Annotated in this window: 21 protein-coding genes; 14 read left to right on the top strand and 7 right to left on the bottom strand. The window is 73.9% G+C overall.

Annotated elements, in window-relative coordinates; genetic code table 11:
* From G3I53_RS12210 to putP, 4 genes are all read left to right on the top strand, one after another.
* On the top strand, positions 1-441 hold a 441-nt coding region (locus G3I53_RS12210), incomplete at its 5' end, for a helix-turn-helix domain-containing protein (protein ID WP_239063817.1).
* A gap of 250 nt (positions 442-691) precedes the next feature.
* A complete protein-coding gene (locus G3I53_RS12205; RefSeq protein ID WP_164438328.1) occupies positions 692-1366 on the top strand; it encodes an alpha/beta fold hydrolase in 675 nt (224 codons plus the stop codon).
* A 368-nt stretch (positions 1367-1734) separates the two neighbouring features.
* Positions 1735-3072 (top strand): ferredoxin reductase family protein, encoded by a 1338-nt coding sequence (locus tag G3I53_RS12200; protein WP_164333107.1) that lies wholly within the window; start codon positions 1735-1737, stop codon positions 3070-3072.
* Between the two features lie 266 nt (positions 3073-3338).
* Positions 3339-6917: a sodium/proline symporter PutP gene (gene putP, locus G3I53_RS12195; RefSeq protein ID WP_164334078.1), complete on the top strand. Its 3579-nt coding sequence runs from the start codon at positions 3339-3341 to the stop codon at positions 6915-6917.
* A gap of 19 nt (positions 6918-6936) precedes the next feature.
* On the opposite strand, the gene G3I53_RS12190 is transcribed toward putP, so the two are convergent.
* Complete coding sequence (locus tag G3I53_RS12190; protein WP_164334077.1) at positions 6937-7287, bottom strand: VOC family protein; 351 nt, start codon at positions 7285-7287, stop codon at positions 6937-6939.
* A gap of 376 nt (positions 7288-7663) precedes the next feature.
* Between G3I53_RS12190 and rpmG the strand changes: the two genes are divergently transcribed.
* The 6 genes from rpmG (at position 7664) to G3I53_RS12160 (ending at position 11652) form a co-directional block, all read left to right on the top strand.
* Positions 7664-7828 (top strand): 50S ribosomal protein L33, encoded by a 165-nt coding sequence (gene rpmG / locus G3I53_RS12185; RefSeq protein ID WP_164334076.1) that lies wholly within the window; start codon positions 7664-7666, stop codon positions 7826-7828.
* Between the two features lie 84 nt (positions 7829-7912).
* Positions 7913-8035 carry a type B 50S ribosomal protein L36 gene (gene ykgO / locus G3I53_RS12180; RefSeq protein ID WP_164334075.1) on the top strand — a complete coding sequence of 41 codons (123 nt, stop codon included), beginning with the start codon at positions 7913-7915 and terminating at the stop codon, positions 8033-8035.
* Positions 8036-8286: 251 nt separating this feature from the next.
* The gene (locus G3I53_RS12175; RefSeq protein ID WP_164438327.1) at positions 8287-9399 is read left to right on the top strand and encodes an NAD(+)/NADH kinase; all 1113 of its coding nucleotides are present in this window, start codon (positions 8287-8289) and stop codon (positions 9397-9399) included.
* Positions 9396-9923: a hypothetical protein gene (locus G3I53_RS12170; protein WP_164333699.1), complete on the top strand. Its 528-nt coding sequence runs from the start codon at positions 9396-9398 to the stop codon at positions 9921-9923. Before G3I53_RS12175 ends, G3I53_RS12170 begins: the two co-directional genes overlap by 4 nt.
* Before the next feature lie 337 nt (positions 9924-10260).
* Positions 10261-11130 carry a GNAT family N-acetyltransferase gene (locus G3I53_RS12165; RefSeq protein ID WP_164333698.1) on the top strand — a complete coding sequence of 290 codons (870 nt, stop codon included), beginning with the start codon at positions 10261-10263 and terminating at the stop codon, positions 11128-11130.
* Positions 11131-11253: 123 nt separating this feature from the next.
* Entirely contained in the window at positions 11254-11652 is a 399-nt protein-coding gene (locus tag G3I53_RS12160; RefSeq protein WP_164333697.1) for an ASCH domain-containing protein, read from the top strand.
* A 65-nt stretch (positions 11653-11717) separates the two neighbouring features.
* Here the strand turns inward: G3I53_RS12160 and G3I53_RS12155 are convergent, their stop codons facing one another.
* Entirely contained in the window at positions 11718-12389 is a 672-nt protein-coding gene (locus G3I53_RS12155) for a class I SAM-dependent methyltransferase (RefSeq protein WP_164333696.1), read from the bottom strand.
* A gap of 300 nt (positions 12390-12689) precedes the next feature.
* On the opposite strand from G3I53_RS12155, the gene G3I53_RS12150 reads away from it, so the two are divergent.
* Both G3I53_RS12150 and G3I53_RS12145 read left to right on the top strand, forming a co-directional pair.
* Positions 12690-13673 carry a peptidase gene (locus G3I53_RS12150; protein WP_164333695.1) on the top strand — a complete coding sequence of 328 codons (984 nt, stop codon included), beginning with the start codon at positions 12690-12692 and terminating at the stop codon, positions 13671-13673.
* Between the two features lie 149 nt (positions 13674-13822).
* Positions 13823-14635: an alpha/beta hydrolase gene (locus G3I53_RS12145; protein WP_164333694.1), complete on the top strand. Its 813-nt coding sequence runs from the start codon at positions 13823-13825 to the stop codon at positions 14633-14635.
* A gap of 62 nt (positions 14636-14697) precedes the next feature.
* Here the strand turns inward: G3I53_RS12145 and G3I53_RS12140 are convergent, their stop codons facing one another.
* From G3I53_RS12140 to G3I53_RS12120, 5 genes are all read right to left on the bottom strand, one after another.
* Entirely contained in the window at positions 14698-15789 is a 1092-nt protein-coding gene (locus G3I53_RS12140; protein WP_164333693.1) for a DUF475 domain-containing protein, read from the bottom strand.
* Between the two features lie 89 nt (positions 15790-15878).
* Complete coding sequence (locus G3I53_RS12135; protein WP_343239653.1) at positions 15879-16406, bottom strand: DUF488 domain-containing protein; 528 nt, start codon at positions 16404-16406, stop codon at positions 15879-15881.
* 11 nt (positions 16407-16417) lie between these two features.
* Positions 16418-16627: a DUF2945 domain-containing protein gene (locus G3I53_RS12130; RefSeq protein WP_164333692.1), complete on the bottom strand. Its 210-nt coding sequence runs from the start codon at positions 16625-16627 to the stop codon at positions 16418-16420.
* Between the two features lie 186 nt (positions 16628-16813).
* Positions 16814-17389, bottom strand: a complete 576-nt coding sequence (locus G3I53_RS12125) for a 1,4-alpha-glucan branching protein (protein WP_164333691.1) — start codon at positions 17387-17389, stop codon at positions 16814-16816.
* 116 nt (positions 17390-17505) lie between these two features.
* Positions 17506-18222 (bottom strand): FCD domain-containing protein, encoded by a 717-nt coding sequence (locus G3I53_RS12120; protein ID WP_164333701.1) that lies wholly within the window; start codon positions 18220-18222, stop codon positions 17506-17508.
* 149 nt (positions 18223-18371) lie between these two features.
* Between G3I53_RS12120 and G3I53_RS12115 the strand changes: the two genes are divergently transcribed.
* Together G3I53_RS12115 and G3I53_RS12110 are read left to right on the top strand one after the other, a co-directional pair.
* Positions 18372-20108, top strand: a complete 1737-nt coding sequence (locus tag G3I53_RS12115) for an IlvD/Edd family dehydratase (protein WP_164333690.1) — start codon at positions 18372-18374, stop codon at positions 20106-20108.
* A 52-nt stretch (positions 20109-20160) separates the two neighbouring features.
* The gene (locus tag G3I53_RS12110) at positions 20161-21351 is read left to right on the top strand and encodes a fumarylacetoacetate hydrolase family protein (protein WP_164333689.1); all 1191 of its coding nucleotides are present in this window, start codon (positions 20161-20163) and stop codon (positions 21349-21351) included.
* Positions 21352-21449 lie beyond the last annotated feature (98 nt).

The following is a 21449-nucleotide window of genomic DNA, read 5'->3' as shown; positions in this document are numbered from 1 at the left end:
CTGGTCGCCCCGGCCGACGCCCCGGCCGTCCTGGACGCCGCCCGCGCGGCCGCGGGCAGCGACGGCACCGCACGCGTACTGCTCGGCACCGAGACCGAACTGACCGAACTGCACCGCTCGATGCCGGTGCTGCGCCGCACCCTCACCGCGCTCCCCGCGGGCACCGTCCGCGACCTCGGCGCCGACGGCGCCCGCTCCCCTGGGGCCGCCCCGTCCCTGGAACCCCTGCTCTCCTACCGCCGCGCCGACCTCGTCCCCGCGGTCGCCGCGTACCTGCGCCACCGCGGCCAGTGGGAACGCGCCGCCGCCGACCTCGGCGTGCACCGCAACACCCTGCGGTACCGCATCGCCACCGCAACCCGGCTGCTCGGCGCCGACCTCGACGACCCCGACGTCGCGAGCCACCTGTGGCTCGCCCTGCGGACCGGCGGCCTGGCCTGACCACCCGCCCGGGCCCCCGGGCGGCCACCGGCCCCGAGGGAGGAACCCGGCACCCACAGACCCGCGTGATACGAAGACCTCCACCCCGCGCGGCACCGCGGCACAGGGGGACGGGACGGACCAGGCCCTGCCGGACGCGGTCCGGCGGCCACCGCACCGCGTCCGGCACGACCGGGCACATCCATGAGAACGGGGCCCACCCGAGAACCGGACCCACCGGAGAACCGGGCCCACCCAGGAGAGGGGACACATGCCAGGGCACGAGAGCCCACGCCCGTCCGGCACCGCGCGCGGTCCCGCCGCCGCGCTGCGGCCCCGGCGCACCCCGCGAGACCCGCAGGCGGCCGTCCTCTTCCTGCACGGCGGCAGCGACACCGGCCGCGCCGTCTCCCGCCCCTGGTACCCGGCGCCGCTCCGGATGCGGCCGTTCGTGCGCGCCGTCGCCGCCACCGTGCCCGACGACGTCCTGCTGGCGGAGGTGCGCTACCGCGTCCGCGGCTGGAACGGCACCGACGCCGACCCGGTCCACGACACCGAGCGGGCGCTGCGGGAACTGGCCGGCCTCGCCGGGGACGTCCCGGTCGTCCTGGTCGGTCACTCCATGGGCGGCCGGGCCGCCCTGCGCGCCGCCGCCGTGCCCGAGGTGCGGGGCGTCGTGGCGCTCGCTCCCTGGTGTCCGGAGGGCGAGCCGGTGGCGCACCTGCGGGACAAGGACGTGGTGGTGCTGCACGGGGACCACGACCGGGTCACCGACCCCCACGCGTCGGCGGCGTTCGTACGGCGGGCGCGCGAATCGGGCGCGCGGGCCGCGATGCGTACCGTGCCCGGCGGCGACCATGCCATGCTCCGCCACGCCGGCCACTGGCACCGCACCGCGGCCGCGGCAGTCGCCGCGCTCCTGACGCCCGGCCGGACCACCCCGTGAGTCCCTCCGGCCGGACGACCCCGTAAGACCACCGGCCTGGCCACCGCGTCAGACCACTGGCCCGACGACCGCGTGAGCCCCCCGGCCGGACCACCGCCCGATACGCCGCCGCGTCACCGGACGGTCGCTCCCCGCCCCCGGAGCCCCCGGAGCCCGCGGAGCCCCCGGCACCCCCGGCACCCCCGGCGTCCCGTCCCCCCGGGTCGCGGACTGGCTGTGCCCTCCATCCATCAGGGACGTGACGCCCCCGCCCGCGTACGCTGTTCCGCGTTCACGGCTCCTGCCCCGAATCGGACCCGTGGCAGGCCCCGCCTGCCGTGCGCCTGTGCCGCGCCGGGAGACCGGCGGCTCGGCGCGAGGGGGCGACGATGGCGGCGTTGGGTTCGGGACAACGGCACGGCACCGTGCCACCGGTCGTCGCGGCACGGTGGGCACTGGGGGCGTTCGTCGTCCTCAACGTGGTGATCATCGAGGCACTGTTCCTCACCGGCGGCAGCGGCAAGAACGGCACCCTCACCGTCGCCAAGTTCTTCGGTCTGCACGCCGCCCTGCTGATGCTGCTCCAGCTCCTGCTCGTGGCCCGGCTGCCGTGGCTGGACCGCCGCCTCGGCATGGACCGGCTGACGGTGTGGCACCGCTGGACCGGCTTCACCCTGCTGTGGACGGTGCTCACCCACGCCGTCCTCGTCGTGCTCGGCTACGCGCGGCTGGACGACGCGTCGATGGCCAGGACGTTCGCCGCCCTGGCCGGGGTGCCGGCGTCCCTGCTCGGCATGCTCGCCGCCGCCGGGGTCGTCCTCGTCGCCACCGTGTCCATCCGGCCCCTGCGCAGGCGGCTGCGGTACGAGACCTGGCACGCCCTGCACCTGCTGCTGTACCTGGTGCTCGGCCTGGCCTTCGTCCACCAGCTCCTCGAGACGACCACGTTCACGTCGTCGGTGTTCGCCGAGGCGTACTGGTGGACGATGTGGCTGTCCGCGTTCGGCGCCCTGCTGGCCGGGCGGATCGTCCTGCCGGTGTGGCGCAACCGCTACCACCGGTTCCGCGTCGAGGCCGTGGTGCCCGAGTCGGACGACGTGGTGTCCGTCCACGTCACCGGGCACCGTCTCGACCGGCTGCCCGCCCGGGCCGGCCAGTTCTGCGTCTGGCGGTTCCCCGGGCACAACCACTGGTGGCCCGCGAACCCGTTCTCGCTGTCGGCGGCCCCCGACGGCCGGACGCTGCGCCTGACCGCCAAGGCCGTCGGCACCACCAGCGCCGGACTGCGGCACCTCCCGGTCGGCAGCCGCGTGTACCTGGAGGGCCCCTACGGCGCCTTCACCTCCCTGCACCGCACCCGGCCCGGCGCCCTGCTGATCGCCGGCGGGGTGGGCATCACCCCCGTCCGGGCCCTGCTGGAGGAGGACCCGGACGGCGACGTCGTCGTCCTCTACCGGGTGCGCAGCGAGGCCGACGCCGTCCTGGCCGACGAGATACGGAACCTCGTCGCGGTCCCCGGCCGGCGGCTGCACCTGCTCACCGGCCGGACCCGGCAGGACCGGCCGCCCTTCGCCCCGGAGAACCTCCGCGCCCTGGTCCCCGACATCACCGAACGCGACGTGTACGTCTGCGGCCCGCCCGCCATGACGTCCGCGGTGCTGCACGGCCTGCGCGCGCTGCACGTACCGGGCCGGCAGATCCACGCGGAACGGTTCGCCCTGGCCTGAGGGCCCCGCGACGGCCCGCCCCGGCGGCCCCGTTCTCCCGCCGGGCCCCACCTCCGCGAGCCGCTCCCCGCCGCCGCTGCCGCCGGTGCTCGCGGGCCCGTCCCCTGGCCGCCGCCGCTTCCGGAAGCCCGCTCCCCGCCGGACGGGCCGTCCCGGCCGGATGCTGGCAGGCGACATGCGTGAGTACATTTGGGAACAAGGTGCCGACTGATCGGGTGGAGCAAACGGCGCACCCCTGATCGTGAACCTCGCCGACGAGGACGTTCATGTTCCCCACGAGTGCTCCGACGGTCACGGTATTCGTGCTGTACGCGAGCGCGCTGATCGGCACCGGCCTCTGGGCGTACACCCGCACCCGCACCCTCGCCGACTTCGCCATCGGCGGGCGCCGCCTCGGCCCGTTCGTGTCCGCCCTGTCGGCGGGGGCCAGCGACATGTCCGGCTGGCTGTTCCTGGCCCTGCCCGGCGCCGTGTACGCGGCGGGCATCGGCGCCGTCTGGATCGCGGTCGGCCTGGCCATCGGCACCTACCTGAACTGGCTGTTCGTCGCCCCCCGGCTGCGCACCTACACCGAACGCGCCGAGAACGCCGTCAGCCTGCCCGCCTACCTGGAGGAACGCTTCGAGGACCGCACCCGGATGCTCAGAATGGTCTCGGCCGCGGTCATCCTCGTCTTCTTCACCGTGTACGTCGCCGGCGGCCTGGTCGCGGGGGGCCTGCTCTTCGAGACGATCTTCGACGTGCGCTTCGGCGTCGGCGTGACCCTCACCGCCCTGCTCATCGTCGTCTACTCCTGCCTGGGCGGGTTCCTCGCCGTCAGCCTCACCCACGTCCTCCAGGCCACGCTCATGGCCGTCGCCCTGGTCGTGGTCTCCCTGACCGCCGTGGCGGCCCTCGGCGGCTTCGGGCAACTCGGCGACGACCTCGACCGCGCGGAACCCGGCATGACCCGGCTGGGCGTCCGCGTGGCCTACGAGGGCGGCCAGTGGACGGCCGACGGGTCGCTCGGCGCCCTCGCGATCATCTCGCTGCTCGCCTGGGGCCTCGGCTACTTCGGCCAACCGCACATCCTGGCCCGCTTCATGGGCATCCGCAGCGTGCGGGACATCCCGGCGGCCCGCCGCATCGGCACCGGCTGGGTCGTCGTCGTGCTGGCCGCGGCGACCCTCGTCGGCCTGGCGGGCGTCGGGCAGCTCGGAGTGCCGCTCACCGACCCCGAGACGGTGTACATCGCCCTGTGCCGCGCCCTGCTCGACCCGTGGGTCGCCGGGATCATGCTGATCGCCGTCCTGGCCGCGATCATCTCCACCGCCGACAGCCAGCTCCTGGTGTCCTCCGTCGCGCTGACGGAGGACTTCTACCGCGCGTTCCTCAACCGGGGCGCCACCGACCGGTCCCTGGTGCGGATCGGGCGCGGCGCCGTCGTCCTCGTGATCCTGGTGGCCTACCTCGTCGCCCTGCGCGGCGACGGGGTGCTGGGCATCGTCGCCCACGCCTGGGCCGGCTTCGGCGCCGCCTTCGGGCCGGTCGTGCTGCTGTCCCTGTACTGGCCCCGCATGACCTGGGCCGGGGCCATGGCCGGCATCGTCGCGGGCGCCACCACCGTCCTGCTGTGGGAATGGGTCAACCCCCTGCTCGGCCCCCTGGAGTCGAGCATCTACGAGATGGTCCCCGGCGTCCTCGTCGCCACCCTCGCCGCCCTCCTCTTCGGCCGCTACGTCGGCAGACCGCCCGGGCGGGCGTTCTGGCGCGTGCCCGGCGGCGGCGTGAGCCAGCTGATGCTCAACCCGTTCGTCATGCACGCGCCCATCGGGATGGCCGTGCTGGACACCGACCTGCGCTACGTCTGGGTGAACGCCACCCTGAACCGGCTCATCCCCCTCGAACGCCGCCTGGGCCGGCGGGCCGCCGACATCCTGCCGCCGGCGGAGGCCGCACCCCTCGAGGAGCGGATGCGGCGGGTCATGCACACCGGCCACGCCGTCACCGACTACGAGATCCGGGCCAAGACCGACGACTCGGGCCGCGAGCGCGCCTCCTCCGTGTCGTTCTTCCCGATGCGCGACCGCCACGGCCGCACCGTCGGCATCCTCTACATGGTCATCGACGCCACCGAACGCCACCGCGCCCAGGAACGCCTCGCCCTCATCAACGACGCGGGCGCCCGCATCGGCAGCACCCTGGACGTGACCCGGACCGCGCAGGAACTGGCCGACGAGGCCGTGCCGCCCATCGCCGACTTCGTCGCCGTCGACCTGCTCGACTCCGTCATGCGCGGCGAGGAACCGGCCCCCGGCCCCGTGGGCATGACACCGGTCATCCGCCGGGCCGGGCAGGCGTCGGTGCGGGCGGGCTGCCCCGAAGCCACCCTGGCCGTGGGCGAGGCGGTGCGGCGCGCCCACACCTCCCCGGTGACCCGGTGCCTCCAGGGCGGCAGGACCCTCGTGGAACGCAGCCTGGACCGGGTCGCCAGCCCGTGGGTGACCCAGGACCCCACCCTGGGCGCCTCACTCCTGAAGTACGATTTCCGCTCCCTGATGGTGGTCCCGCTCCGGGCCCGGGGCGTCATCCTGGGCGTGGCCACCTTCGCCCGGTCCGGTGGCTCCGGCCCTTTTCAGGACGACGACATACGCCTCGCCGAGGAGATCGTCTCCCGCGCCGCCCTCTGCGTCGACAACGCCCGCCGCTTCACCCGCGAACGCACCGCCGCCCGCGCCATGCAGCGCTCCCTGCTGCCCCGCGGGCTCAGCGGCGGATCCGCCGTCACGGTCGCCTCCTGGTACCAGCCGGCCGACGCGCCCAGCGGGGTCGGCGGTGACTGGTTCGACGTCATACCCCTCTCCGGCGCCCGGGTCGCCCTCGTCGTCGGCGACGTCGTCGGTCACGGCCTCAACGCCGCGGCCACCATGGGACAGCTGCGCACCGCGGTGCGCACGCTCGCCAACCTCGACCTCGCCCCCGACGAACTGCTCGCCCACCTCGACGACCTCGTCGACGGCCTCATGCGGCCGGGCGGCAGCCCCGCCTCCGCGGACGGGCAGCACGCCGAAGCAGGCGCCGCGTTCATGGGCGCGACCTGCCTCTACGCCGTGTACGACCCGGTCAGCGGCTGCTGCACCATGGCCCGCGCCGGTCATCTCCCGCCCCTGGTCGTCCGCCCCGACGGCACCGCCGAACTCCTGGACCTGCCCGCGGGGCCGCCGCTCGGCCTCGGATACCTGCCCTTCGAGTCCACCGAGCTGCGCCTGGCCGAGGGCACCCTCATGGCCTTCTTCACGGACGGCCTGGTCGGCACCCACGACCGCGACATCGACGCCGGCCTGGCCCGCCTGACCGAGGCGCTGACCGCGCCCGGACCGACGACGCTGGAGGACATCGGCCAACGTGCCGTCGACGCCCTGATCACCGGCCAGCCGCCGGACGACGCCGCGCTCCTGCTGGCCAGGACCCGGGCCCTGGCTCCGGACCAGGTCGTCTCCTGGGACCTGCCGAGCGACCCCGCCGCCGTCTCCCACGCCCGCAGCCTCACCGTCCGCCAGCTGTCCGACTGGGGCCTGGACCATCTGGCGTTCACCACCGAACTGATCGTCAGCGAGCTCGTCACCAACGCCATCCGCTACGCCGCGCCGCCCGTCTCCCTGCGCCTGATCCGGGACGACACCCTCATCTGCGAGGTCTCCGACACCGGCAACGCCTCCCCCCGCCCCCGCCACGCCCGTACGACCGACGAGGGAGGCCGGGGGCTGATGATCGTGGCGCAGATCGCCGGCCGGTGGGGGACGCGCTACACCCCCGACGGCAAGATCATCTGGACGGAACAGCCGCTCGGCACGCCCGACCTGTAGGCACCCGGCCGGACGGGCGTCAGCGGCGGTGACCGAGCACGTTGACCACCCTGCCGTCCGGGGCGCGGACGAAGAACCGCCGCACGCCCCACTCCTCGTCCTGCAACGGGTGGACGATCTCCGCGCCGCTGTCCCGCATCACGGCGTACGCCGCGTCCACGTCGTCGACCTCGACGCTCATGTCCGGGGTGACCGGGGCGGTCCGGTCGGCGGTCATGATGCTGACCTGGGCCGCCGGCACGGCCGGCGAGGCGAGCGTCACGATCCAGCCGAGGTCCATCACTTCCTCGAAACCCAGCAGGCCGTAGAAGTCCCGGTGCTCCTTCACGGCGTCCGACTGGACGATGGGCATGACACGGCGGACGGTCATCGAAGCCTCCGGAAGACGGAAGATGCGGAAGAAGGAAGATGCGGAAGAAGGGGAGCCGGAGCGGCGCACACGACGTCCCCAGACCTACTACGGTCCGCGCCCGCGCGCACGCCTTTCCCGCGATCCGCCGCCCGGGAACAACCGCGACGGGTGCCGTGTTGGGGAGTGCGTGGCCGTGGAGGGGACAGTGTCCCCGGGCCTCACCCCCAGCCTGCGGGGACGATCGTCCGGCTGAAGCCCCGCAGAGCCTTTCGCCGCGCAGGCGACCGCCCTCCACGGCTCCACATCAGCGGAATACGGCGTCCCCGGACGCCGTTGCCCACCATGCCTGACATGTCCGAGTCAGCGGCTCGGGCGGTGGCGGAAGGAGCATCCCATGGCACGCAGCACGACACGCCCGGTCGTCAAGCTGAGGTCGACGGCCGGTACGGGGGTCACCTACGTGACCCGGAAGAACCGGCTGAACGACCCCGACCGGCTGGTCCTGCGGAAGTACGACCCGGTCGCGGGCGGGCACGTCCTGTTCCGCGAGGAACGCTGACCCCGGTCCTCGCCCTCGCCCCTGCCCCGCCGCCCGAGCCGGCGGCGGGGCAGGGGCCCCGACCGCTCACGGAGGGAAGCCACGATGAAGGTACGGAAGTCCCTGCGTGCGCTGAAGTCCCGGCCCGGCGCCCAGGTGGTGCGCCGCCGGGGCGTCACGTTCGTGATCAACAAGAAGGAGCCGCGTTTCAAGGCCCGCCAGGGCTGACCCGCCGCTCCCGCACCGGACGGCCCGGTACCGCGTCGGCGGTACCGGGCCGTCCGCCGTGCGGGCGGGCCCCGGGTGACGGACCGCCCCGGGCGGCGTGGCGCACCGGGCCCCTGCCGCCGTCGGACGAGGATGGCGGGCGGTGAGCGACCGGGAGCGCCCGGACCGCACCGCACCCGGCGGCCCACGGACCGTGACGGGACGGGACGGCCCGGCGGCCTCCCGGACGGACGGATGCGCGGGAGGCGAAGATGACGGTGACCCGGGTCGGCATGGTCGTCCACGGCGGACGCCCCGAGGCCGCCGAGGCGGCCCGCACGGTCCGGGACTGGTGCGCCGGACACGGCGTCGCGTGCACGGACATCGACGTGTGGGCCGACGGCGGACGCCGCAGCGCCCGCGAGGAAGTGGCCGCCGCGGGCGACCCCGACCTCGTCGTCACCCTCGGCGGCGACGGGACGTTCCTGCGCGGGGCCCGGCTGGCCGCCGCCGTCGACGCGCTCGTGCTCGGCGTCGACCTCGGCCGCGTGGGCTTCCTGACGGAGGTGCCCATGGCGACCGTGCGTGCCGCCCTGGACGCCGTGCACGGCGACCGCGTCGAGGTGGAGCAGCGCATGCTGCTCACCATGCGGGCCTCCCGCCGTCTGGAGGTGCCCTCGGACATCGAGGCCCTCATGCGGTACGGCCGCGGCCCGCTGCTGCCGCCGACCAGTGTGCGCCCCGACTGCGAGACCAGCGGCGAGTGGGGCGTGCCGCTGGACGTGGCCGCGCTCAACGACGTGGTGCTGGAGAAACTCGCCCGGGACCGGCAGGTCTCGGTCGGTGTCTACCTCGCGGGCCGGCTGCTGGCGTCCTACTCCGCCGACGCCCTCCTGGTGGCCACGCCGACGGGCTCCACCGCCTACAGCTTCGCGGCCGGCGGGCCCGTGGTCTCCCCGCGCGCCGAGATGCTGGTCTTCACCCCGGTCGCCCCGCACATGACGTTCGACCGCTCCGTCGTGGCCGCCCCGGACGAGCCCGTCGGCCTGCGCGTCCTCGAACGGTCGGGCCGCGCCGCCGTCAGCATCGACGGCCAGCTGCGCGGTGTCCTCGACCCCGGCGACTGGATCGGCGTCTACGCGGCCCCGCGCCGCCTGCGGGTCGCGCGACTGGGTCCGATGGACTTCTACGGCCGGCTCCGTGAACGCATGAACCTCACCGACGCCCCGGCCGCCGTCGCCGACGGCATGCCCGCGCCCCTGTGGCCGCACACCAGCCCGCCCCCGGGAGACCTGGCCCACCTCGCCATGCCGCACGCCCCGTCCCCCGCGGGCCGGGAACGGGCGTCGCGTCCCTCCGAGAGGGACGGCGGGTCCGCCGGATGACCGACGGTGAGCGGCCACGCCCGGCGGGACCGGGGGACGGCACGGACACGGCGGCCGTCGCCGGCCGCCTCAAGGAACGCATCTACGCGACCATCACCATGATCGCCGTCGTGATCGGCCTGTCCCTCAGCGACGCGGGCCCCCGAGGCGCCATCGCCACCGTCCTGACGACCGCCCTCGCCCTGTGGCTCGCGGCCCTCGTCGCCGACCAGCAGGCCCACCGCACCGTCCACCGCCGCTACGCCACCGGCGGCGAACTGCGGCGCATGCTCTACGTCAGCAGCCCCCTGCTGTCCTGCGCCGTGGGCCCGGCCGTCACCATCGCCCTGGCGGCGCTCGACGTCATGTCGCTGGACACCGCCCTGCTGACGGCGGCCGGAGTGGGCATCGCCTCGCTGTTCGTCTGGGGCTGCGTCGGCGGTCTGCGGATGGGCGGAGGCACGGTGCCGGCACTGATCGCCGGCCTGGTCGACGCCGCCATCGGCCTGGCCGTCGCCCTGGTGAAGGCGGCGGCCGGACACTAGGCCGTGTCTTTCGGATCGCTCCGACTCGGATCGGCGGCGCCTTGACCGTTGCCGGTGAGCGGGGCTTGGTGCGTGCGGCTGCAAGGCGGAGGAGGGCGCCGATGCGGAGCATCGACAACTGACGACAACGCGGCTGGGGGTGCCCCCTCCGGGGGAGTGCGTGCCGAGCCCCGCGGCCCCGGGGAGATCCGAAAGACACGGTTCAGGGGGCGGGCGGACGACGGCGTGCCCGCGGCGCCTCCCGAGAAGCACCGCGCGGCACCCACCCGTCCGGGCGCCGTACGCCGGGCCGGAAATCGAGTGCGGCCGACCGTACCCGTGGTGTGTGATCGGGCGCATGACCATAACGGTGAGCGAGCCGGGAACCGACGGGCTGAGCGAGGCGGTGGCCGTCCTGCGGGAGTGGCAGGACGACGGGGCGGTGATGCAACTGCACCCGGGCGACCTGGGCTGGTACTGGCGGTCGGGCGCGGACGCGACGGCCGCGGCGGTCAGGACGTGGCGCCGGGACGGCCGGATCCTCGCCGTGGGACTGCTGGACGGCCCCGGACTGCTGCGGCTGACGACCGCCCCGGACGCCCGCCAGGACGAGGAACTGGCCCGGCGGCTGGCCGACGACGCGTCCGCACCGGAGCGCGGCGTGCTCCCCGCCGGCCGCGTCAACATCGAGGCGCCCGCGGACGCACTCCTCCAGAAGGTGCTGGCCGAGGCAGGGTGGGGCACCGACGAGCCGTGGACACCGCTCCGCCGCGACCTCACGGAACCCGTGCCGGACCCGGGGCTGCGCATCGAGGTCGTGGGGCCGGAGTCGGCGCCCGTGCGGGCGGCCGTCCAGCGGGCCGCGTTCACCGGGTCGACGTTCACCGTGGAGCGGTGGCACGCGATGGCGTCCGGGGTGCCGTACGCGGACGCCCGGTGCCTGGTCGCGTACGACGAACGGGACGAGGCGGTCGCGGTGGTGACGGTGTGGTCGGCGGGGCCGGGCAGGCCCGGACTGCTCGAACCGATGGGTGTGCACCGGGACCACCGGGGCCGCGGGCACGGCCGGGCCGTCACCGTCGCCGCCGCGGCGGCCCTGCGCGAACTCGGCGCGTCGAGCGCGCTGGTGTGCACCGCGAGCGCCAACGCGGGTGCCGTCGCCACCTACGAGTCGGCCGGCTTCCGCAGGTGCCCCGAGGTCCGCGACCGGTATCGTGACGCAGGGTGAGGACGCCGCCCGCCTGCTCCGCCTGCCGGGCGGGAGCGTGGCCGGGCGCGCCGCACGCCATGACGACCGACCTGTGTCCACCCGCGCCGACGCGCGCGGCCGAGTGAGTAGGGGTGAGCGGCCATGTGGCCACGCGTCGACGGCATGCGGGCCCTGGAGCTGGGCGCACCGGGTGAGATGCGGGCCCGGCTGAACTCCCTTGTCCTGGCGGGCCGGAAGACGGCCACGACCGGGCTGATGGCCGAATACGCGGAGGAGGCAGAGGGCCTGGAGTACGTCGGCGAGCGGCTGGCCCTGCTGGACGACGACGGCAGGCGCGTCGCCACGCTGGACGTCACCGGGGTGACGCGGTGCTCCTTCGCCGACGTCCCCTGGGAGCACGCCCTCGCGGAGGGCGAGGGCGATGCCTCCCTGGACGAGTGGCGGGCCGGCCACCGCCGCTTCTGGCAGGGCGAGGGCGCGACCGTGGACGACGACACCCCGGTCGTGTGCATCACGTTCCGCGTGGTGGCGCCCTCGTGACCGTGCGCTGACGGCCCGGCCGTGACCGGTCGGCCACCGCTCTCCGGGCCGCTCCCCGGGTCCTCTCAGCCCGGTCGCCGCGCCATCACGACCACACCCGGTCCGGTGTGCTCGTCGGCGGGCAGGCGGAGTTCGGCGACCGGGCGCAGGCCGGCCGCCTCGATCAGCTCCACGAGACGTTCCGGCCGCCACCGGTAGGTCGTCCATCGGACGGGCACTCCGCCGTAGGCCTCGGTGCGCAGCACGTCGTCGTCGCCGACGTGGGTGGCGGTGATGAGGTGGCCGCCCGGCTTCAGGGCGCGCGCGAACAGGGCGAGGACCTGGGGGAGCACCTCACGCGGGAGGTTGAACAGGGACCACCAGCCCAGCACCCCGCCGAGGGTCGCCTCACCGAGGTCGAGATCGGTCGCGGAGGCGACGTCGAAACGGCACTCCGGGTGCAGCCGGCGGGCGTTCTCGATCATGCGGGGGGAGAGGTCCACCCCGGACACGTCCAGCCCGCGTTCGGCGAGGTAGGCGGTGACGGTCCCGGGTCCGCAGCCGACGTCGAGGACCGGGCCGAGGTCGCCCACGGAGTCGGCGAAGGCGTCGATCGACGCCTTGAGCCATGGATGGCGGCGGATGTCGCCGATCCCCGTCGTCACCACCATGTGGGCGTAGTTGTCGGCCGCGCGGTCGTAGGACTCGCGGACCGTGTCGAGATCGCCGGGCCGGTCGATGTGATGGTGTGTGCGCATCGGCCCACCCTAGGACGGCCGCACGCGTGTGAACGACCGCAGGCACGGGATGCGCGCCGCGCGTCCATCCCCCAACGCCCTTACCCGGACAGCTCGTTCCGCCGCCGCGCCACCAGGCCCCGGGCGGACCGGTGGTCGACGCGCCGGAGGGGCCGCCGACAGGACAATGTCTTGTCGCGCCCCTGACAAGCGCACGATTTCGTGGGACTCTGCGTCACGCACGTCCATCCGCACCGCTCTTCGTTCCCCCCACCCTGCCCGGACCCGCGCGGACCCCGGGCACGGCAGAAGGAGGCATGCGTGAGACGCAACCGCACCGCTGCGGGCATCCTGACGGCCCTCGGGGCCCTCCTCGCCGCCGGACTCTCCGGCGCCGGCACCGCGGGTGCGGCACCCTCGCACCCGTCCGGGGCGGCACCGGCGGCCGCCGCCCACACGGTCCCGCACGCGCAGCAACAGGCCGCGCGCGCCTACTGGACACCGGACCGCATGCGCGAGGCCACGCCGCTCGACCTGCACCTCACACCCGACGCAGCCAAGAGCATCGAACCCGCGCCCCGCGGGAAGACGGCCACCGTCGTGCCGGGCGCGGCTCCCGCATCCTTCCCGCAGGCCGGCGGGCCCTGGACCGGCGGGGGAGCGGTGGTCCAGACGTCCGGCCGGGTCTTCTTCACCTTCCAGGGCCGCACCGCCTCCTGCTCCGGCAACGCCGTCACCAGCCAGAACGCCAGCACGGTCATCACCGCCGGGCACTGCGTGAAGTACCAGGGCAGCTGGCACACCAACTGGGTCTTCGTGCCCGGCTACGACAACGGCGACGCCCCGTACGGCCAGTGGACCGCCACCAGGACGCTGACCACCCCGCAGTGGGAAGCGAGCGAGGACATCAACCACGACGTCGGAGCCGCCGTCGTCGCCCCGTTGAACGGCCGGACCCTCACCTCCGTCGTCGGGGCGCAGGGCATCCAGTTCAACGGCGGCTACAGCAAGCCGATGTACGCCTTCGGCTTCCCCGCGGCCTCGCCGTACGACGGCTCGAAGCTCATCCACTGCAGCGGCAACAGCTCCAAGGACTTCCTCTTCTCCCAGGACCACAGCCTCGGCTGCAACATGACCGGCGGCTCCAGCGGCGGCCCCTGGTTCACCGGCTTCGACGAGGCGACCGGGACGGGTCTCCAGGTCTCGGTGAACAGCTTCGGCTACACCTTCCTGCCCAACCGCATGTTCGGCCCGTACTTCGGGGACGTGGCACGCGCCCTGTACGACAGGGCCCAGACCTCCTAGGAGGCGCCGAGGAACGGAAGGCGGCGTGTCCGGCCCGGCGGCCGGGCACGCCACCGCGCGCGTGTTCGCGTTGCGCGGCGCCCGCCCCCCGGCCGAGACTTGACGCCGGGCCGACGGCAGGTCGGCAGCACCCGTCGGAAGGGCCGGCCATGGGCGACTACGTGCAGCTTCCCAATGTCCCTGTGTGGTACGAGACCGAGGGCGACACCGGCGAGCCGGTCGTCCTGCTGCACGGGGGCCTGTGCACCAACGAGACGTGGGGCGCCCAGCGCACCGACCTCGCCGCCGCCCACCGCGTCTTCCTGCCCGAACGCCGGGGCCACGGACACACGCCCGACGTGCCCGGGCCGATGTCGTACCGGGACATGGCCGACGACACCGCGGCCTTCATCGACACGGTCGTCGACGGGCCCGCCCACCTGGTCGGATGGAGCGACGGCGGCATCGTCGCCCTGCTGGTCGCCCTCGCCCGGCCCGACCTGGTCCGCACCCTGGTGGTCATCGGGGCGAACTTCCGGCCCGGTGCCGAGTGCTGGGCGGACCCCGCCATGCTGGACCGGATGCGACCCGAGAGCCCCGACATGGCCTTCTTCCGGGAACTCTACGAGGCCGTGACACCGGACGGCGCCGGCCACTGGCCGGAGGTGGCCCGGAAGGTCGTCGACATGTGGCGCACCCAGCCGGCCCTCACCACCGACGACCTGGCCCGGATCGAGGCGCCCACCCTGGTCCTGGTCGGCGACGACGACCTGATCACCCTCGAACACACCATCGACCTCTACCGTGCCGTCCCCGGCTCCCAGCTGGCCGTCGTCCCCGGAAGCTCCCACACCGTGCCCCTGGAGAAGCCCGCCCTGCTCAACCGGCTGGTCCTCGACCACCTCGCCGGCACGCCGGTGGAGACCCTGCTCCCCGTCCGGCGGGCCACCGCCCCGGCCGGCGCGGGCGGCGACCCCGCCTGACCGCCCGGCACGGCCGTACCGGCCGGAGTCCGGTGCCCCTCACCCGCTCACCCGCTCACACCTCACCCGCTCATGGCGCGATTGCGCCGTACGGACGACACGAAGGACGCGCCGATCAGCGTCACGCCGATGAGACCGGTCACGATGTCGTTGATCTCGTACCGGATGCTGACCAGGAGGATGAGCGCGAGGGCGCCGATCGCGTAGTGCGCGCCGTGCTCCAGGTAGACGTAGTCGTCGAGGGTGCCCTGGCGGACCAGGTACACGGTGAGGGACCGGACGTACATGGCGCCGATGCCGAGCCCGAGGGCCATCAGGACGATGTCGTTGGTGATGGCGAACGCGCCGATCACCCCGTCGAAGGAGAACGAGGCGTCCAGCACCTCGAGGTACAGGAACGTGAAGAAGGCGGCCCGGCCCGCCAGGGCGAGCACCGGCCGCCCTTCCCCCTCCCTCCGCTCCGTGTCCTCCGTGTCCTCGGCACCGGCCTCCCGGGCCAGCCGGTCCTCGAAGAACCCCGACAGCCCGCTCACCACCAGGTAGGTGATCAGTCCGGCGATGCCCGACACGAGCACCGTCTGCGCCTTGTCCACGTGGGTGCCGCCGTGCTGATGGGCATGGGCGGCGAAGGTCACCGAGGCTCCGAGCAGGACACACAGGGCGACACAGACCGACAGCATGTCCACCCGGCCGAACCGGGCCAGCAGCCGCTCCAGCGGACCCAGCCAGGTGATCTCCCGTTCCTCGAAGACGAAACGCAGGAAGATCATGAGCAGGAACATGCCGCCGAACGCGGCGATCGACGGATGGGCGTCGGTGACGAGCTCCTGATAGCGGGCCTTGTCGGTGAGCGCCAGCTTCACGGCCTCGGTCGGCGCCAGCCCGGCACTCACGGTGACGATCACCAGCGGGAACAGCAGCCGCATCCCGAAGACCGCGATCAGGATGCCGATGGTGAGGAAGATCCGCTGCCAGAAGGCGTTCATCTTCTTCAGGACCCCGGCGTTGATCACCGCGTTGTCGAACGACAGCGAGACCTCCAGGACACCGAGTATGGCGACCACACCCAGCGCCGCCCAGCCGCCGTACAGGGCCCCGGCGACCAGGCCGAGAGCCGTGACGGCGAAGGCCCAGCGGAACGTCCTCAGCAGCACAACGGCACTCTCTTCTCTCGTCGCCCACGCCACCGCGCCGACGGTCCCGTCCGTCCCGGCCGCCGACCGGGTGCCACGGGACGCCGGTGTCAGTCCGGCGGCGGATACGTCAGCCGCCCGTCCCGCACCCGCGCCAGCTCGTTGAGAGCCGCCGGCTTCGACGCCGTACGCGACATGATGTGCACGACCTCCACGCCCGCGACCAGCAGCGCGTCGGTGATGAGCCGTCGGTGGCAGCGCCACGGCACCGCCTCGCTGCACATGATCACCGGACGCCCTTCCTCCGCCAGCTCCAGCAGCTCCCGCAGCCCCGCCGCGAACTCCTCACCGGCCATGTGGTCGGCGTAGTCACGGAACGCCTTGACCCGCCACCCGCCGTTCTCGCTGGGCACACCCTTGGGCGTGTGCCTGCGCCCGCCGAGCTGCCGGATCCACCGGTACCCGATGTCGGACGGCAACGCCTCGGTGATCGCCGACTGGTTCCACTGCGGATGCTTCCGCGACGACGGGAACGAGCGCACATCGACCAGACAGGTGATGTCATGGGCGCGCAGCATCTCCAGCACCTCGGCGAAGGTCCGGGTCGAATGCCCCACGGTGTGCACGGGATGCCTCACCGCCCGCCCCCTCACACCTTCGTCAGCGCGTCACCCTTGTGCATCGCGATGTGGTCGGTCCTGTCGCTCTTGATCTCGTACTGCGGATGGTCCTCCGAGCAGTGACGGGTGCGCCCTTTGAACGTCACATCACGGGTGTGCTTCTTCACGATGACGCCCTGGACATGACCCGCCTCGGAATTCCACCGCACGTGATCACCGACGGCGAACTGCTGCGTCATGTGCTGCTCCCCTTTCCCTCACGGCCTCGGAACGTCTTCAGTCTCGGCTCGGACCGCCCCGCTCGCGAACGGGTACCCGGCCGCCGGGCCCCGTCACGCCCGCCCCCGACCCCTGCGGGAGGGCCCCCCGGGGCCGGGCGACGCCCTGCGGCGAAGGCAGCCCGCCCGGCCCCCGGGGGGACCGGTTCACCCGGTCGCCACGGACGCGAACACACCCCGGGCTGCCGTCCCGTCCGGCCACGTCCACCCGGCGACCACGCACCCGGAGGAACCCGGCGTCTCCTCCACCGGCCGGAGAACCCGGTGCACCCGAACCCCGCCCCCGGTGCCGGGGGTACCGAGCACGGTGACCGTCGGGTCGGCGGTGTCGCTCCTGCTCTGATGCTGCGGCGCCGCGTCCCCGCGCACCAAGGCGGCCAACTGCTCCGTCACCACCGGGTCATGCGCCCCGTCGTAGATCCACCGGCTGCCGAGCACCCCGTGCTCCGCCCTCCCGATGAGCGCCTCCCCCGGTGCGCCCTCCAGGGCAGCACCGCGGTAGCCCATCGGCACCAGATACGCCACGGGGTCCTGCGCGGCGGAGTCCACGACCACCATGAACTCGATCCCGACCGCGCCCTCGGGATCGTCCAGCCGGAACCCGCCGGCCCGCACCAGGTCCGCCGAGGCCTCCCGGCCCTGGTACCAACTCTGCTTCGGCAGCCACTCGGTAAGCAGTTCCAGCTTGGTGGGCGTCAGGGTGGTGCGGTGGATCACTGACACACGAACTCCCTCCGGTGCGGGGCCCGGCCCGTTTGCCGGGGGCCTGCGACCGAACCTACTGCCGCGCGACAGGCGAAGCCCGCGCTCACCCCGAAGTCCCGCCTGTGGCAACCGATTCAGGCGGACCCGCCCTCACGCCCCCCGCCGCTCGGTCTGCCGGGTGACTGGGCGATCTCCTCGTCGGCGGCGTCGATGATGGCGAGGACGGCGGCCGCGGCGGCCCCGGGGTCGCGGGTCTCGACGGCGCGGACGACGGCGCGGTGCACCGGCAGGGAGGCCTCCACCGCACCGGGGGTCCGGGTGCTGACGTGGAAACTGTGCTCCAGCGCGATGTCGACGGCGCGGCCGAGCGAGCCGAGGAGACGGTTGCCGCCGGCGTCCAGCAGGGCCCGGTGGAAGGCGATGTCGGCCTCGATGTAGCCGTCCCGGTCCGGCTCGGCCGCCGCGGCCTCCATGGCGGCCAGGGCGTCGTACAGGACGCGTACGTGCTCCGGGCCGGCCCGCTCGGCGGCGAGCCGGGCCGCCTCCGGCTCGACGATCCGGCGCAGTTCGGCCGTGTCGCGCAGCAGGGCGGCGGCGTCCTCGGCCTGCTTCCAGCGCAGCACGTCACGGTCCAGGTGGTTCCACTGCTCGGGGGGCAGCACGCGCGTACCGGTGCGCGGGCGCACGTGCAGCATCCCCTTGGCCACCAGCGCCTTGACCGCTTCCCGCACCACCCCTCGGCTGACGCCGATCCCGGCCGCGAGCGCGTCCTCGACCGGCAGCGCGTCCCCGGGCGCCCACGCCCCGGACGCGATGCGCCGCCCGATCTCGTCGACCACGCGCTGATGCATGGTCAGGAAGGACACCACGATCTCCGTTCACCCCCTGGACGCCATTCATAGAATCATTTAATGATTGTCCCTCAGGGTACGGCCCACGGGCCCGCCCCGCACAGCACCCCACCGCGAAGCGGACGACGCCAGAGCACGGGAGGGCCCCCATGACCGACGGCCGGAAGCCGAGCCGCCGCAGCCAGGCATGGTTCGGCGCGCAGGGCCGCAGCGGGATGCTGTACCGCTCCTGGATGCGCAACCAGGGATTCGGGCACGAGGTGTTCGACGGGCGTCCCGTCATCGGCATCGCGACCAGCGCCTCGGAACTCGCCCCGTGCAACGCCCACCTGACCCGCGTCGCCGAGGCCGTCAAGCGCGGGGTGTGGCAGGCGGGCGGCCTGCCGCTGCAGTTCCCCACCATGGCCACCGGTGAGACCCTCATGCGCCCCACCGCCATGCTCTACCGCAACCTCATGGCCATGGAGGTCGAGGAGGTGATCCGGGCCAACCCGCTCGACGGTGTCGTGCTGCTGTCCGGCTGCGACAAGACGACGCCCGCCATGCTCATGGGCGCCGCCAGCGTCGACCTGCCCGCCGTGATGGTGACCGGCGGGCCGATGCTCAACGGCAAGTACCGCGGGCAGGACGTCGGATCCGGCACCCACGTGTGGAAGTTCGAGGAGGACCTGAAGACCGGCCGGATGACCGAGGAGGAGTGTTTCTTCGCGGAAGGCTGCATGGCCCGCTCCAACGGGCACTGCATGACGATGGGCACCGCCTCGACGATGGCCTGCGTGGCCGAGGCGCTCGGCATGCAGCTGCCGGGCTCGGCGGCCTGGCCCGCGGTCGACTCCCGGCGGATGGAGATCGCGCAGACGGCCGGGCAGCGCATCGTGACGATGGTGGAGGAGGAGCTGCGCCCCTCACGGATCCTGACCCGGGAGGCGTTCGAGAACGCGATCCGGGTCAACGCGGCCATCGGCGGCTCCACCAACGCCCTCATCCATCTGGCGGCCCTCGCCGGACGCGTCGGCGTCGAACTCACCCTGAAGGACTTCGACGACCTGGTCCGCGCGGTGCCCACCCTGGTCAACCTGATGCCCAGCGGCACCTACCTCATGGAGGACTTCTGCTACGCGGGCGGCCTGCCCGCCGTCCTCGCCGAACTGCTCGGCGGCGGACTGCTGCACGGCGGGCAGATCACCGTCACCGGACGCACCGTCGCCGAGAACACCGAGACCGCCGAACGCGTCGGCACCGACGTCATCACCCCCCTCGACGCCCCCTTCCAGCCGGCCGGCACCGGCATCGCCGTCCTCCGCGGCAACCTGTGCCCCGACGGCGCCGTCATCAAGCAGTCCGCCGCCTCACCGCACCTGCTCACCCACCGCGGACCCGCCCGCGTCTTCGACTCCCCGGAGGCCTACCACGAGGTCGCGGACGACCCGGAACTCGACGTCGACGAGAACACGGTCATCGTCATCCGCAACGCCGGCCCCAAGGGCTACCCGGGCATGCCCGAGGTCTCCAACGTCCCGCTGCCCGCCAAGCTGTTGAAGGCCGGAGCCACCGACATGGTGCGCGTCTGCGACGGCCGGATGAGCGGCACCGGATACGGCACGGTGGTCCTGCACGTGGCGCCCGAGGCCGCCGTCGGCGGACCCCTCGCCCTGGTGCGCGACGGCGACCCCGTCGTCCTCGACGTCCCCGCGCGCACCCTGCACCTGGACGTGGACGACGCCGAGCTGGAGCGACGCCGGCAGCAGTGGACGGCCCCCGCCGCCCGGTACACCGGCGGCTACACCTGGCTCTACACCCAGCACGTCGAACAGGCCGACCGGGGCGCCGACTTCGGCTTCCTGCGCGGCAGCCGCGGACACGAGGTCCCCCGCGACTCCCACTGACCATCCCCCCCGCACGACCGCGCCACCGACAAGAACCGGGAGAGCACCGATCGTGGAACCGGCAGCAGCAGAGCACCCCCGTCCGGTCCTGACCGCCGCCACCGTCCTGCCCGAGGACGCCGACCGGGCCGCGCTCGTCGCACGCGTCCACGACCCGGAGTACGGCGGGCCGTGCGTGGCCGCGGTCCGCGGCGAGCACGTCGTCGACCTGACGGCCGTCGCACCGACCGTCGCCGACCTCATGGAACGCGACGACGCGGCGGCGGTCGTCGCGGCGGCCGACGGCGGACGCGTCTGGCGGCTGGACGACCTCCTCGCCGCCCCGCCCGGCCGCGCCGACGTGCCGCATCTGCTCGCCCCCGTCGACCTGCAGGTGATCAAGGCCGCGGGTGTCACCTTCGCCCGGAGCCTGCTGGAACGCGTCATCGAGGAGCGCACGGGCGGCGACCCGGCGCAGGCCGCCCGGGTACGGGCCCGCGTGGGCGAGGTGGTGGGCGGCACGCTCGACGGCGTCCGCCCCGGCACCCCCCAGGCGGCCAGAGCGAAGGACCTGCTCGTCTCGGAGGGCCTGTGGTCGCAGTACCTGGAGGTCGGGATCGGACCGGACCCCGAGGTGTTCACCAAGGCCCCCGTCCTGTCCGCGGTCGGCACCGGCGCCGACGTCGGAGTGCTCGGCGCCTCGGTGTGGAACAACCCCGAGCCCGAGGCCGTCCTCGTCGTGGACCCGCGCGGCCGGGTGCGCGGCGCGACGCTCGGCAACGACGTCAACCTCCGCGACATCGAGGGACGCAGCGCCCTGCTGCTGTCCCGCGCCAAGGACAACAACGCCTCGTGCGCCATCGGCCCGTTCGTCCGCCTGCTCGACGACGGCTTCGGTCTCGACGCCGTCCGCGGGCTCGACATCGACCTGCGCGTCGAGGGCACGGACGGCTACGTCCTGCGGGGCAGCAGCACCCTGCGGGAGATCAGCCGCGACGTACTGGACCTGGTGTCGGCCACCTACGGTCCGCACCACCAGTACCCGGACGGCTTCGTGCTGTTCACCGGCACGCTGTTCGCACCGACCGAGGACCGCAAGGCGCCCGGCGCGGGCTTCACCCACGAGTACGGCGACGTCGTGCGGATCTCCAGTCCGCGGCTCGGCGCCCTGGTCAACACCGTCGTGCCCAGCGAACAGGCCGCGCCGTGGACCTTCGGCGTACGGGAACTGATGCGCCACCTCGCCCGGCGCGGGGTGCTGTGAGCCGACGAGGGGGGACGGGTGGGAGCGGCCCGGGGCGGGCGCGGGGCGCCTGACGCCGGCCGGGACGCACCGGCAAGGCCGCCCCGCCCCGCCCCGGC

The organism is Streptomyces sp. SID14436 (assembly GCF_010548465.1).
GTDB lineage: Bacteria > Actinomycetota > Actinomycetes > Streptomycetales > Streptomycetaceae > Streptomyces.
The sequence above is the reverse complement of the archived record's forward strand: the minus strand, read 5'-3'. Positions and strand labels throughout refer to the sequence as shown.